Raw genomic sequence first — 13,440 nt, 5'->3', positions numbered from 1 at the left:
ATGCAGGTGTCACGCCAACAACCGCAGGATATGTTCTTGCAGCGTATCCAGGTCAAACGGCTTGGCCAGGATCGGCGCCTTGCGTGTGATCGGGCTGTCGCAGTCACGAATTTCCTGCGGGTAGCCACTGATAAAAATCACCTTCAGCTCCGGGCGCAACTTCACCGCCGGCTCGGCGATCTGCACGCCGGTGACGCCGCCAGGCAGGCGATAGTCCGTCACCATGAGGTCCAGGTGCGGTTTACTGGCGAGGATTTCAAAAGCCTGCTCTCCATTGATCGCCTTCAATACCCGATAGCCCAGGCCTTTGAGGTATTCATCCAGGACAAACATAATCGATTCGTCGTCCTCGACGATCAGAACGACATCTTGTGCATCTTCACTCATGGGAAGCCTTTGTCCGGTCAATTGCTGCACTTACGACCATGCAGTCACGCAGAGGTTGCGTCGAAGTGACGATTGTTTTCACGCCGACGCGTCCAGGGGCAGGCACACCCGGAACAGGGCGCCCTCGCCTATCTGGCTCTCCACCTCGATGGTACCGCCATGGGCCGCGACGATCTGTTCGGAAATAAACAGCCCGAGGCCCAGACCGGCGGCCACATGGCTGGCGGACACGCGCTCGAACTGCTGGAAAATGCGCTTCTGATTGTCGGCGCTGATGCCGATCCCGTGGTCCCGCACCTCCAGCCGTGCTTCGCCGTGTTCGCTGTACACCCGCACGCCCACCGGGCTCTTGGCCCCATAGCGCAAGGCGTTGGTCAGCAGGTTGGACACCACTTGCTCGATGCGGAATTCATCCCAGTTGCCTTCCACCGGACCTTCCGCCTCCAGTTGCATGGACGACTCGGCGGCGGCCACTTGCGGCGCGAAGTTTTCCAGCAGGTTGCGCACCAGTTGCGTGAGGTCGAAGCGCGCCGGACGAATCGACAGTTTGCCGGTGCGGATGCGCGACACGTCGAGCATGTCTTCGATCAGCCGGATCAGGCTCTGGATCTGCCGCTCATCGCGGTCGACCATGGCGCGCATCTTGTCCAGGGTGAACGCGGCGGCGTTGTCCCGGGCCAGGTGCATCTTGCGCAGTTGGGTTTCGAGAATCAGCCCGTTGAGTGGCGTGCGGACTTCGTGGGCGACGATCGACATGAAATCATCGCGCATGCGTACCGCCTGCTCCAACTCAGCCTGAGTGGCCTGCAGGCGTGTCAGCAGCAACTCCTGTTCGCGGCGGCTGCGCTCCAGCGCTTCCACCTGCTGCTTCATCGCCTTGCTCTGGCGGTACAGGTCGACGAACACATTGACCTTGCTCTTCACCGCATGGATATCCAGCGGCTTGTGCAGGAAGTCCACGGCCCCGCTTTCATAACCCTTGAAGGCATAGTTGAGTTCGCGGCCGGCGGCGCTGACGAATACGATCGGGATGTTCTTGGTCTTTTCGGTGCCGCGCATCAGCTCGGCCAACTCGAAACCGTTCATGCCGGGCATCTGCACATCGAGGATCGCCATGGCGAACTCGTGCTCCAGCAACAGGGACAAGGCCTCGTCGGCGCTCAAGGCCTTGAAGACCTGGCGGTCCTCGCGCTTGATCAGCGCTTCGAGGGCCAGCAGGTTTTCCGGCAGATCGTCGACGATCAGCAGTTTGGCCTGGATAGTACTTAACATGGGGAAGATTCCAGGGAAGCCAGCAATGAGGCAATGCGGCTCAAGGTCAGAATATGGTCAGGCGTGTGCAGGGCCAGGGCCGCCCGCGGCATCACGGCAATTCGTGCTTCGTCGGGGTCCTGTACGACAGTGATACCGCCCGATTGCTTGACGTGGGCCAGCCCTTGGGCGCCGTCCTGGTTCGCACCGGTCAGCAGTATGGCCAGCAGGCGCTTGCCGTAGACATCGCCGGCCGAGGCGAACAGGTAATCGATGGCGGGCCGGGAATGGTGTACCCGGTCTTCCTGGCTCAAAGACAGGCTGCGGTCATGCTCCACCGACAAATGATAGCCGGGGCTGGCGAAGTACAAGGTGCCCGGTTGGATCACTTCCTTGTCCTGCCCTTCGCGTACCGGAATCTGCAAACGTCGCGCAAACACTTCCGCCAACTGGCTACGGCGCTCGTCCGGCAGGTGCAGCACGGCAATGATCGGCAGCCCGAAGGCCTGCGGCAGATCGCCAAAAATACTCAGCAACGCCTCAACGCCGCCGGCGGACGCGCCGACGACGATGGCTTCTATCCCACACATGGGGTTGGCGGCAGCGTCGTTCATGATTTCCGGTAGATCCGTTCCTGTTTGACCAAGGGCTCGAATTGCTTGTTGTAGGCGGAAAAATCCAGGGTTTCCTTGCTGCCCAGCACCAGGAAGCCACGATGACACAGCGACTCATGGAACAATCCAAACGCCCGATCCTGCAACTTTTTATTGAAGTAAATCAATACATTGCGACATGAAATTAATTGAGTTTCTGAGAACACACTGTCGGTTGCCAAGCTGTGATCGGCGAACGTGACATTCTCGCGCAACGTCTTGTCGAAGATCGCATGATCGTAAGCCGCCGTGTAGTAATCGGCAAAGGAACGCTGCCCACCGGCCTGCTGGTAGTTGGCGGTATAGGCACGCACATTCTCCAGGGAAAAAATCCCCTGCTTGGCCTTATCCAGCGATGCCGGGTTGATGTCGGTGGCGTAGATGATGGTGCGTTCCAACAGCCCTTCTTCGCGCAGCAGGATCGCCATGGAGTACACCTCCTCCCCGGTGCTGCAACCGGCGATCCAGATCTTGATCGACGGATACGTCTTGAGCAGCGGCACCACTTCCTGACGGATCGCGAGGAAGTGCGACGGGTCGCGAAACATCTCGCTGACCGGAATCGTCAAAAACTGCAGCAATTGCATGAACGCTGCCGGATCGTGCAGGACGCGCTCCTGCAACGCCGAAATCGTCGCGCATTCAAACTGGCGCAGGGCGTGGGCCACACGGCGTTTGACCGACGCACCGGAGTAGTCGCGAAAGTCATAGCTGTACTTGAGGTAGATCGCCTCAATCAGCAGGCGCAGCTCAATATCACTGCTTTTTTCCAAAAAACTGCGTTCCACTTAAATACGTTCCATCTTCGGTAACCAGACGCGAATCAGCGAGAACAGGCGATCCAGGTCAATCGGCTTGGCCAGGTAATCGTTGGAGCCGGCCGCCAGGCAACGCTCCTGATCGTCCTTCATGGCCTTGGCCGTCACGGCGATGATCGGCAGCTTCTTCCAGCGCGGGTCCTGGCGGATCAGGGCGGTGGCCTCGTAACCGTCCATTTCCGGCATCATCACGTCCATCAGCACCAAGTCGATATCATCGACTTCATTGAGCCTGGCGATGGCTTCATGGCCGTTACGCCCGATCACCACCACGGCGCCTTTGTGCTCCAGGGCGCTGGTCAGGGCGAAGATGTTGCGCACATCGTCGTCCACCAACAGAATCTTGCGCCCTTCGAAGACCTTGTCGCGGCTGCGCGCGGTCTTGAGCATCTTCTGGCGTTCATGGGACAGCTGCGATTCGACTTTGTGCAAAAAGAGTGTGACTTCGTCGAGCAGGCGCTCCGGCGAACGGGCGCCCTTGATGATGATCGAGCGCGAATACTTGCGCAGCTCGGCCTCTTCGTCGCGGGTCAGGTTGCGCCCGGTGTAGACGATCACCGGCGGGAACGAGCAGATATCCTCGGTGGCCATGCGCTTGAGCAGCTCGTTGCCGAGCATGTCGGGCAACTTGAGGTCGATGATCATGCAGTCGTAGATGTTCGTGCGCAGCAGGTCGAGGGCTTCCTGGGCAAAGCCGACGGCGGTGATCTCGATGTCATCGTCGCCGATCAGGCGGGCAATGCTCTCGCGCTGCAGGTCATCGTCTTCCACCAGCAGCACGCGCTTGACCTTCTGGGTCAGCTTGGCTTCCAGGCGCGTGAATATCTCCTTGAGCTCTTCGCGGGTGGTAGGTTTCACCGCGTAACCGATGGCGCCCATGTGCATGGCGGCTTCGACGCGGTCTTCCACGGAGATCACATGCACCGGGATGTGGCGGGTATTGGCGTGTTCCTTGAGGCGTTGCAGCACCGTCAGCCCGGAATGGTCCGGCAGGCGCATGTCGAGCAGGATCGCGTCGGGGATGTACTCCTCGGCCAGGCTGTAACCCTCATCCGCGCCATGGGCTACCAGGCAGTGGTAGCCCAACTCATGGGCGAGGTCGAACAGGATGCGCGCGAAGTTCGGTTCGTCTTCCACCACCAGGATGCAGCGCGTGGCGAACGGCGCTTTCTCACGGTCGTCGGCAAAGCGCGGGATCTGTGTGGCATCGGCCACCGGCAGGGGCGAGACCGCGATGGGCTTGGGCGCCGGGGCGGCAATCACCTGGCGCGGTTGCTCGATAGGCGCAGCGTCTTCCTCGCGTTCGACGTACTGCTCCGGGATGACCAGGGTGAACGTGCTGCCCTTGCCGGGTTCGCTGGTGACGCTGATATAGCCGCCGAGCAACGCGGCCAGGTCGCGGGAAATCGACAAGCCCAGGCCGGTGCCGCCATACCGGCGATTGGTGGTGCCATCGGCCTGACGGAAGGCTTCGAAGATGCTCTCCTGCTGGTCCGGGGCGATGCCTATCCCGGAATCGCGCACGGTAAAGGCAACACCCTCCCCCGGCGCGCGGGACACCGACAGGCTGACCTGGCCCTGCTCGGTGAACTTGACCGCGTTGGACAGCAGGTTCTTGAGAATCTGCTCCAGGCGCTGGCGATCGGTAAAGAGCATGGTCGGCGTACCTTCCTGCACCTGCACCTGGAACCCCAGCTTGCGATCGGCCGCCAGCGGCTCGAACATCCCGCGCAGGCCATCGACCAGGCGCGCCACGCTGGAGTTTTCCGGGCGCATTTCCAGCTTGCCGGCTTCGACCTTGGAGATATCGAGGATGTCGTTGATCAGGTTGAGCAGGTCATTGCCGGCGGAATAGATCGACTCGGCAAACTTGACTTGCTCGGCGCTGAGGTTTTCCTGAGGGTTCTCCGCCAGCAACTTGGCCAGGATCAGCGAGCTGTTCAGCGGCGTGCGCAGTTCGTGGGACATGTTGGCGAGGAATTCTGATTTGTACTTGCTCGAGCGTTGCAACTCGTCAGCGCGGTCTTCCAGCTCAAGCTGGGCCTGGTTGAGCTCGACGTTCTTGCGGTCCATGGCATCGCGCTGCTCGGCCAGGGTAAGCGTCTGCTCGGCCAATTGCTCGTTGGTCTGCTCAAGTTCCGCCTGTTGCGTTTCCAGGTGGGCCTGGGACTCCTTGAGGATGCGCGATTGCTCTTCCAACTCTTCGTTGGCGGTCTTGAGCTCTTCCTGCTGCACTTGCAGCTCTTCGTTGAGCTGCTGGGTCTCGGCCAGCACTTCCTGCAAGCGCTGGCGATAGCGGGCGGCTTCGATGGAGGTACCGATATTGCCGGCGATGAGTTCCAGCAGTTCGATGTCGCGCTCCTGCAGCGGGCGCAGGAAACCCAGTTCGATCACGCCGTTGATCCGGTCGTCATCGCTGGTCGGCACCACCAGCACGCTACGGGTCGTGCCTTCGCCCAGGCCGGAACTCACTTTGAAGTAATCCACCGGCACGTCGTCCAGGCGAATCAGGCGACCGAGCTGGGCGGCCTGCCCCACGATGCCTTCGTCGCTGTAGATCGCCTGCTCCTGCTGCTCCTGCTCGCGGGAGAAACCATAGGCGGCCACGCGCTTGAGGCCGCCGTGCTCTTCACGCACATACAGCGCCGCCACCACCGAGCCCATGTACTGGGCAAAGAACTGCAGGATATTGCGCCCCAACATGTTCAGGGTCAGTTGACCGAGCACCTGTTCGGCCAGTTCGGTCTGGCCATTGCGCAGCCAAGCTTGTTGCTCCAGACGCAGTGCGATCTTCTGTTGCGACGCGAAGTTCGCACTGTAACTATCTGAAAGTGCTAGTAGATTTTTACGACCAATGTAAGCCAGAAAGCCGCTCAGCCCCAGCACGAACACCAAGTACAGGGTGACGCTGATGAGGGTGGTACGGGTGACTTCCGCGTTGCGGGTAATCCGGAACTGTTGCTCCATCGCCACCGCGTCGTCGTATTCATTGCGAATCTCATCGGTCAGGCGTTTACCCCGGCCGGCTTTCACCGCGCTGCGGTAGTCGCCGTTCTCGCGCTGCATATCAATCATCGACTGGGCGTAGTTGTTCCACTCCAGTTGCAGGCTTTCCAGGCGCTTGAGGCGATCTACCTGCTGGGGGTTGTCCGCCGCCAGTTCCTGCAAATTGTGTAAGTCAGCAATGATCCGCGGCTTGGCCACTTCATAGGGGTCGAGGAAATGCTCGTCGCCGGTGATCAGGAAGCCGCGCATGCCGGTTTCCAGGTCAACCGTCAGCTTGGACGTTTCGTTGAGGTTATTGATGACCCGGTCGGTGTGCTCTACCCACTGGATCACCGACAACAAATAAGTGATCAGGCACACAAAAAACACCGCGCTGAGCACACCTACACCGAGGGGCAGTGCGACGTTGCGGCTCAACAGCTTACGAAAGCTCTTTTCATCGACGATCGACGCGGGAGTCATGGGCATGCCTTGGCCAAATGCGGAAAAACCGGGAGTTTGCCCCAAAGTTGCGGTTGAACGCTATTTTTCTGCCATAAACCGCTGCAACCCGAAACGCCGTAATCGGGCAACGGCCCCCTGAACACCGCCCACATCCCGTCACAGTTTCAGTTGCTCACACTCCGCCCGTGCTGAACCGGAACCTGGTTGATCAGCCTTTCCACAGACTAAAGCGTCTTGGGAATAAGGAAACTCCGCGAGAAAGGCGCTCACCTTCTGTTCAACAAAACGGTGCTCGTATGACTATTTCCTTGCAAACCCTCCCCAGCGTTTCATTGATGCCGCTCTCCACGCCACCCGCAATACCCGCCGCTACACCGCCGACGTTGACACCCGTCCCCAGCCACGATTCGCCCGCGCCAACGGTGCAGCCGCCAGCCAGCGTCACCGTCGCGCAAAGCGCCAGCCTCAAGGCGAAGCTGGGGCATTATCACAACCTCAAAACACTTGCCGACAAACTCAACGAAATCGCCCTGCGGCTTGGGCCTGACGCCTCCACCCCGGCCGTGCAGGCAGCCCTCAAGACCACGCCGATGGACGTTCACCCCGACTCGGTTTATCACAGCGAAGTCGGCGGCAGCACCAGCGTGGATAGCTTTATCAATCGCCAGGGAGGATTGCTTTCACCCTATAGCCATTTATCCCTGACCGGGCTGTCGGACGCCATGGCCGTCCGATCCCAGGCGCACCCGTTGGGTAACCTGGGCGGCGCCCTCAGCTGGCCGGTGCCCTTGAGCGCCGATGAGCAACAACGCTTGCGCACCCGCACCCTGGATTACACCGACCCTCTTGGGCAAAAACAGCCGCTCAAGCACACCACTGGCGGAGTACTGGAGTTCCTGCGGCATCGAAACCCTCTCGTGGCCGAAGCGCTGACGAGCCCGGGCGCGACGTTGAACGCCCTTGTCAGTTCGCCAGAAGCACAATCATTGGGCCACGCGCTTCAGGAACAGATGCAGGGCATTGCCACCGATAGCAGCAGCCTCGATTACCTGCTCGCGGCCGTGATACTGCAGCTGGACCCAGAGTCCATCACCGTCCCCCAACGCAACAACGTGGCCGGCTTCGACCTGGCCGACGACTCACTCAGGGGCAAGTCGGCCGCCCAAATCGTCGATGCCCTGCGCCAACACCTGGTGGCTCAGGGTAAAACCAGCCCAGAACTGGCTGGCGCAGCCGCCCAGCTGCTGCTGGCGGGTCGTGCGCCGGTATTTCTGGTCAAGGACATTCCCGACAGCGTGACCTTTGGCAGCCCGGCCTGGGTCAACCTCGCAATCGCCGCGACGATGGTCGACGCGCACATACCCGGCCGGGTCGCCAATATGAGTTTCGCCGCGGTCATGCTGGAAGCCGAACACGCCAGCGGCGCAGACGTGAACATGACGAACACCGCTCAACGTAACGCCTTGATCGATTGGGGCACGGCCAATGGCCTGCTGGAGAAAAAAGCCGAGCATCTGTACGCGTCCGATGAACTGAACAACCTGGTGACTCGCTTCAGCGAACGCCAGTCCGTGATGCTGGCCGCCTCAGAGGCCTTCGACAAAGACATCCCGTCCCGTAAAGCGATGGCATTGGCCGAGCTGAAACAACGCTTTCCCGACAAGGAGGCGCTGTTCGAAGAACCCTTGATTCGCGTCACCCATATGCCGGGCGGGGATATCCGGCGTAGAAATCAGGTGCCAGGCCTGCACTCGCTGCTGGATGTCGCGATGATGGACGTTGGACCCGACGCGGTCTACGGCTCCCGTGACAGCCGTATCCCCGTGGGGGCGTTGAACGCCAATCCCGAGTTTGGGGTGGCCACGGCGTTCGAGTCGCAATTCAAGCAGGTGATCGAGGAAAAGAAGAGCGCGGTCGGCACGTATATCAAGCACTTGATCAGCCAGTTGCCGGCAGACGACCGAAAAAACTTTGAATATGGCAACGTCACTTTTTATCAAAATCACGCCCATAAACTTGGGCTGGGTTTGTTCAGTGACAAAACCGAGCTGCCCAAAGGCGAAGAACTACTGGTAAGGATCGAGCGCGGTGGGGTGACCACGGCCTATGAGATCGACTTCAACGCCGGCGCTATCCGCAGTATTCCGCAGTGGCAGGCACAGCCTGGCTCTTCACGGAAGGCGAATATCGTCTCCGAAACAAAGGTGTTCACCCCCAGCGCCGGTCAAGCCACGCTTGATACAGAGCAGACACCGCCTGGCGATTCACCCAGCGATACCTTCGCCTCGCCCCGCGTCCAACTGATCGCCGATGCCTTCGTTGAACATATCAACCTCGATGATCCGGCGATCAAGCAACAGGCGCGTGGCCTCACCACCGACGACAATATTCGGAACCGGTCCGACATGATTGAAAACTTCCTGTTGGACCTTGTCCCTTTGCGCTCCGCGATCAACCACTTCCGCAACGGCAACATTGCTGAAGGCTTGATCGATCTGAGCCTGGACGCGTTCGGCATCGTGACGGCGGGTGTGGGTGCGGCCGGAAAAGTGGTCAAGATCGCAGGGACCACCGTTTCGGCCGCGACCAAGGTGGCACGGTCGGCCAAAGTCATCGGCATGGCCACGTTCGGCGCATTCAACCCGCTGAGCGGCGCAGGCGACCTGGCGGTTGGCGGGGCCCGCCTGGCCGGTGGCGGGCTCAAGTTCCGTAACTGATCCATAAACCCCACCTATCCAAACAGACGGCGCCTGAGGTGGGGAGGAATCAAATCATGCTGGCGCGGAGACGATTCTCGGCACAGTTACTTCATTTTTTCGGCCTGATATCCACCACCATCCCTGCCTGTACGTTTTTGATCGGTGACAGTAAGTGCGGCGAAATATTCCAGCGCTGGCCGGTGTCGGTTACCACTGTGACGGTTTTGCGGTTGAACTTCATGACGGTACCGGACAGGCGCTCACCATTGGGTGAATCGAAGCTTACCCGTGCTCCCGGATGGAACTGCATCATCGATTTATGAGCCTCCAATGACTCCAACATCTTCAGCCGTTCGATAATGTGATGATTCAATGTCACTAACTCATCGACGCTCAGATGATCAATGTTGATACTCATGATGCCCTCCAATTCCAGGGGAGTAACGCCTCAACATCTTCAACTGATTCAGCCTGCGGTAATCGCTCCAGTACGTGGCGCAGCCACGTATAGGGCTCCTGGCCGTTGGCTTTAGCCGTTTCGACCAGACTGTAGATCTGCGCACTGGCGGTGGCGCCCTTGGGCGTATCGCTGAATAACCATGCCTTGCGCCCTATGACAAACGGCTTTATCGCTCTTTCGGCGGCATTGTTGTCGATCGGTAAAAAACCGGCCTCCACGTAACGTTCCAGCCGGCTCCAGTTGCTACCCAGATAACTGAGCGCCTTGCCGAGAGCACTTTGCGATGCGACTTGCGGCTGAGTTTTCTCCAGCCAGCTTTTCAACTGCGCGAGCACCGGCAAGCTCTTTTCCTGGCGACCGGCAAAGCGCTGCTCATCCGTCATTTCTTTCAAATCACGTTCGATACCGTACAACTTGTTGATCATCGTCAGCGCAACATCGGCCCGACCGGTTTTACCCTTGGGCTGCACTTTCTGCGCATCGACAAACTTGCGCCGTACATGGGCCATACAAGCCAAACGCTCGACACTCGGCTGTGCGGCCAAGGCGTTATAGCCGGCGTAATCGTCAGTCATCAAATAGCCACGATAGTCGCCGAGCAGCCGCAACGGCACCTCCTGCGCTCGACTGGTGGTGTAGTCAAAAAGAAGGATTGGTCGCGCCGGTGGGCCGCTGGCTTGTACCCACATCCAGGATTGGCTGGTCGGGTCTCGACCTGGCTCTTTGAGCACCTGCACTCGCGTTTCATCGCAGTGAACAATCGGACTTTCCAGTAACCGATCACGCATCAGATTCAACAGCGGTTGGAAGTGTTCGCAGCACTGGATCACCCAGCGCGCCAGGGTTTGACGCGGGATATCGACACCGTGGCGAGCGAGGACTTTTTCGAAACGGTGCAGCGGCAGGCCATCGACATACTTGGCGGTCAGCAACATGGCCAACACGCTGGGGCTGGCCATGCTTTTTTCGATCAGTTGCGCGGGTTTGTCGGCGGTGACCGGTGCAGTTTCACAACCACGGCAGCCATAGACCTTGCGGATGTGTTTGATCACCCGGATCTGCATCGGCACGATCTCCAGCTGTTCGCTGGTTTCTTCGCCGATGGTATGTTTGCGGCAGCCGCAAATGCAGGTCAGTTCGTGTTCGGGGAGTTCGTGGATGACTTCGATTCGTGGCAAGTTAGCGGGTAGAGGCTTGCGTTTGCCACGGCGTTTGGTCGGGGCGACAACTTCTTCCTCAGCATCAACGGGCACTGGCGTGGCGATACTTTCAGCTTCATTGAACAACGGCAGCTGTGGTGTCATCGGATCAACGGTTTGCTCAGATTTTCGTCCGAACAGGCGCTGACGAAGCAGTGCATTTTCCTCTTCAAGAAGAGCGACTTTCGACTGCATCTGAGCAAGTAATTGCTTGAGCGCAGCCGGGTCATCGGGATGGTTGTCGGGCATCGAAGTCATGGCCCGGATTATACCCAATCAAGCAACAAATCGCGGCGTCAAAACCTGATGCGGACGGTTGCGCCACAGGTCAAAACCGTCAAGCAGCCAGTTCAGTTCCTGGACGCTCAATACGATGGCTTCGTCAGTCGCGTCGGACGAGGTTTTGAAACGCTCGGACTCCAGGCGCTTGAGCCAAAGGCAAAAGCCATTGCGCTCCCGCAAGTAAAGGATTTTCACCCGGTTACGGGGGCGATTTAGAAAAACAAAAAGTACCGGGTCGAATACCGCCACCTTGATATCCAGCTCGACCAGGGCGGCGAGGCCGTCGATGGATTTTCGAAAATCCACGGGCTTGGGGTAGAGGTAGACTTTTTCGACTTTGGCGTCGGGACGCATCATGAGGTGCTGGCTCCGTAAAGAGATCGGGAGCACAGCATCAGGCTTCAATGGGCGGCTTTGAATGTGTAGGTGATGGATCGCTTACCAAGTTCCTCGGCGCCAAAGGCGCGCAAGGTGTGAACGCATTGCGTGGCGCGTCGGGCCGTTACGACCTGCTCAAAGCCGCCAGCAACGAGCATGGCGTCGTCGCCACAGGCACCGTGAAGATCGGCGAACACAGTATCGACGGTGCCGCGGTGCTGAAAAATGGCCAATGGTATGCCTTCGACGCGGAAAAAATGCGCGCCTACGGCGGGCCACTCCAGGGCTTCGCACCCACCACGGTGTCGGCGAAGGGGCAGATCAACCAGAGCTTCACCGACTGGCTCTACAAGAAGCTGGCGGGCGAAATACAGTCGCCGGAGGGCCCGCCGACCGTACTCGGTCAATATGCACCCAAAGAGTTCGAAAACGAGTTGAAACGCGCGCAACGCCCCGAGAAGGTTTCCGACTTCAACGCCGGCTATGCGAACGGTGACCCGCACAAGGTGCCGGGCTTCTCGTCAGACTCAACGATTCTCGAGCTTCAGATGCTGGTCTCCCGTGGGTGGCTGGGCGCCGAAGACGTCGGCACGCTGGTCAAACAGATCGAACGCAAGAAAGTCAGACTGATCCAGGAAGGCTTTACCCTGTTCCAGCGGGATATCCACGCCGTCGGCGGCACCTTGACCCCGATGCCCCAGGAGTTTTACCTCAGCCAAGTCAATCTGGCTTCACCAGGCGAATGTGCGGGTATCGCCAATACCCTGGCATTGTCCATGCAATCGGGCCAAGAGACGACCTACCTGGGCAATATGTTCAAGGCGGCCGCCGATCCACGGGACCCTGTGGCGACGCAGTTCATCCGCACCCTCAGGTCGTTTCATGAAGCAGTCAAACACGTGGATACCTTTCATATGGGCAAGCAGCCCAGGCAGATTCCCTATCATCAGATCGCCACCGAGCTGACCGATGCGAGCCCGCCAAGGAGCCTGAGGATTGCAACGAAGGATCACGCCCTGCTGGCCGGTGTCATGGTGCGTGACGACAAACCCGTCTGGTTCTACTTCGATCCGAATTTCGGGATGGCCCAATTTGACTCGGCCGAGGCCATGAAAAATGGCCTGGAACGTACCCTGAACCGCGGCACCAGCCCGTTTCAGCATCGGGCTTACGGTACGAATCCGGGCACGCCTGAGTATCAAGTGAGTTATTTTGAGTCCGGTGACATGCAGTTCTACCGCGATTCCGCACAGGTCCACCGTATCGCGTCGGTCCCGTTGTAGTTTTTCCGCCCCTGACGCGACATTCTCCGGCGCGAAGCTCACAATGCCAGCAATTTTTCGGAACTTGCTGGCCTTGTCGCTACTCACTAGTGGATTGCCTTTAGACCTGTCGCGCCCAGCACCTTCACTTTTTCAGGAATGTTCACTATGTCGGCACCCACCTCAACCATTCTCGTAGTCGAAGACGACTCCATTGTGCGTATGCTGATCGTCGATGTACTCGAAGAGCTGGGGTTCCGTGTGCTGGAGGCTGAAGACGCCAAATCGGCGCTTGAATTCGTAGAGAACACAAATGAAGTCATTGATCTGATGATGACCGATGTCGGCCTGCCCGATATGAACGGCCGGGACTTGGCCACCCAGGCGCGTAAACTGCGCCCGCAACTGCCGGTCCTGTTTGCCAGTGGTTATCCCGAGAGCATCGAGGTTCAGCCGGGCATGCAATCGATCACCAAGCCGTTCTCCATCGATCAATTGCGCAATAAGGTTAAGCAAATGCTTGACGCAGCCTGACGTTGCGTTTTTGTCCAATGCCGCCCACAGAGGCGGCATTTTTACGTCAAGCTGTACGTCATACCGG

The 13,440-nt window shown here is 59.0% G+C and carries 11 protein-coding genes; 3 read left to right on the top strand and 8 right to left on the bottom strand.

The features are described from left to right. Positions 1-9: 9 nt before the first annotated feature. From MOQ67_RS15815 to MOQ67_RS15795, 5 genes are all read right to left on the bottom strand, one after another. Positions 10-387: a response regulator gene (locus MOQ67_RS15815; RefSeq protein WP_017846270.1), complete on the bottom strand. Its 378-nt coding sequence runs from the start codon at positions 385-387 to the stop codon at positions 10-12. Positions 388-465: 78 nt separating this feature from the next. Beyond that, the gene (locus MOQ67_RS15810; protein WP_198718031.1) at positions 466-1,659 is read right to left on the bottom strand and encodes a hybrid sensor histidine kinase/response regulator; all 1,194 of its coding nucleotides are present in this window, start codon (positions 1,657-1,659) and stop codon (positions 466-468) included. After that, entirely contained in the window at positions 1,653-2,252 is a 600-nt protein-coding gene (locus MOQ67_RS15805) for a chemotaxis protein CheB (protein ID WP_017846272.1), read from the bottom strand. The genes MOQ67_RS15810 and MOQ67_RS15805 overlap by 7 nt, the downstream gene beginning before the upstream one ends. Continuing rightward, the gene (locus MOQ67_RS15800) at positions 2,249-3,079 is read right to left on the bottom strand and encodes a CheR family methyltransferase (RefSeq protein ID WP_169884331.1); all 831 of its coding nucleotides are present in this window, start codon (positions 3,077-3,079) and stop codon (positions 2,249-2,251) included. The genes MOQ67_RS15805 and MOQ67_RS15800 overlap by 4 nt, the downstream gene beginning before the upstream one ends. Continuing rightward, positions 3,080-6,577 carry a response regulator gene (locus MOQ67_RS15795; RefSeq protein WP_193040683.1) on the bottom strand — a complete coding sequence of 1,166 codons (3,498 nt, stop codon included), beginning with the start codon at positions 6,575-6,577 and terminating at the stop codon, positions 3,080-3,082. 278 nt (positions 6,578-6,855) lie between these two features. Here MOQ67_RS15795 and MOQ67_RS15790 point away from each other — a divergent pair, with 278 nt between their 5' ends. Beyond that, complete coding sequence (locus tag MOQ67_RS15790) at positions 6,856-9,276, top strand: hypothetical protein (RefSeq protein WP_198718030.1); 2,421 nt, start codon at positions 6,856-6,858, stop codon at positions 9,274-9,276. Positions 9,277-9,367: 91 nt separating this feature from the next. Here MOQ67_RS15790 and MOQ67_RS15785 read toward each other — a convergent pair whose 3' ends face one another. From MOQ67_RS15785 to tnpB, 3 genes are read right to left on the bottom strand one after another with little or no spacing between them, the layout of a single operon-like run. Continuing rightward, positions 9,368-9,676, bottom strand: a complete 309-nt coding sequence (locus tag MOQ67_RS15785; protein ID WP_104903687.1) for a hypothetical protein — start codon at positions 9,674-9,676, stop codon at positions 9,368-9,370. Further along, on the bottom strand, positions 9,673-11,175 hold the full coding sequence (gene tnpC / locus MOQ67_RS15780; protein WP_102619022.1) for an IS66 family transposase: 1,503 nt from the start codon (positions 11,173-11,175) through the stop codon (positions 9,673-9,675). The genes MOQ67_RS15785 and tnpC overlap by 4 nt, the downstream gene beginning before the upstream one ends. A gap of 18 nt (positions 11,176-11,193) precedes the next feature. Then, positions 11,194-11,556 (bottom strand): IS66 family insertion sequence element accessory protein TnpB, encoded by a 363-nt coding sequence (gene tnpB, locus MOQ67_RS15775; protein ID WP_232925431.1) that lies wholly within the window; start codon positions 11,554-11,556, stop codon positions 11,194-11,196. 47 nt (positions 11,557-11,603) lie between these two features. Between tnpB and MOQ67_RS15770 the strand changes: the two genes are divergently transcribed. Together MOQ67_RS15770 and MOQ67_RS15765 are read left to right on the top strand one after the other, a co-directional pair. Continuing rightward, a complete protein-coding gene (locus MOQ67_RS15770; RefSeq protein WP_198718189.1) occupies positions 11,604-12,860 on the top strand; it encodes a hypothetical protein in 1,257 nt (418 codons plus the stop codon). A gap of 147 nt (positions 12,861-13,007) precedes the next feature. Further along, complete coding sequence (locus tag MOQ67_RS15765) at positions 13,008-13,373, top strand: response regulator (protein ID WP_198718188.1); 366 nt, start codon at positions 13,008-13,010, stop codon at positions 13,371-13,373. The last annotated feature ends 67 nt before the right edge of the window (positions 13,374-13,440 follow it).

The organism is Pseudomonas sp. LY-1 (genome assembly GCF_053502595.1).
Note: the sequence above shows the minus strand (reverse complement) of the source record. Positions and strands in the feature narration are given on the sequence as shown.

Bases quoted from the DNA above. Each gene is read 5' to 3' on its own strand.
- MOQ67_RS15815 (WP_017846270.1), bottom strand. From the start codon at position 387: ATGAGTGAAGATGCACAAGATGTCGTTCTGATCGTCGAGGACGACGAA.
- MOQ67_RS15810 (WP_198718031.1), bottom strand. From the start codon at position 1,659: ATGTTAAGTACTATCCAGGCCAAACTGCTGATCGTCGACGATCTGCCG.
- MOQ67_RS15805 (WP_017846272.1), bottom strand. From the start codon at position 2,252: ATGAACGACGCTGCCGCCAACCCCATGTGTGGGATAGAAGCCATCGTC.
- MOQ67_RS15795 (WP_193040683.1), bottom strand. From the start codon at position 6,577: ATGACTCCCGCGTCGATCGTCGATGAAAAGAGCTTTCGTAAGCTGTTG.
- MOQ67_RS15790 (WP_198718030.1), top strand. From the start codon at position 6,856: ATGACTATTTCCTTGCAAACCCTCCCCAGCGTTTCATTGATGCCGCTC.
- MOQ67_RS15785 (WP_104903687.1), bottom strand. From the start codon at position 9,676: ATGAGTATCAACATTGATCATCTGAGCGTCGATGAGTTAGTGACATTG.
- tnpC (WP_102619022.1), bottom strand. From the start codon at position 11,175: ATGACTTCGATGCCCGACAACCATCCCGATGACCCGGCTGCGCTCAAG.
- tnpB (WP_232925431.1), bottom strand. From the start codon at position 11,556: ATGATGCGTCCCGACGCCAAAGTCGAAAAAGTCTACCTCTACCCCAAG.
- MOQ67_RS15770 (WP_198718189.1), top strand. From the start codon at position 11,604: ATGGGCGGCTTTGAATGTGTAGGTGATGGATCGCTTACCAAGTTCCTC.
- MOQ67_RS15765 (WP_198718188.1), top strand. From the start codon at position 13,008: ATGTCGGCACCCACCTCAACCATTCTCGTAGTCGAAGACGACTCCATT.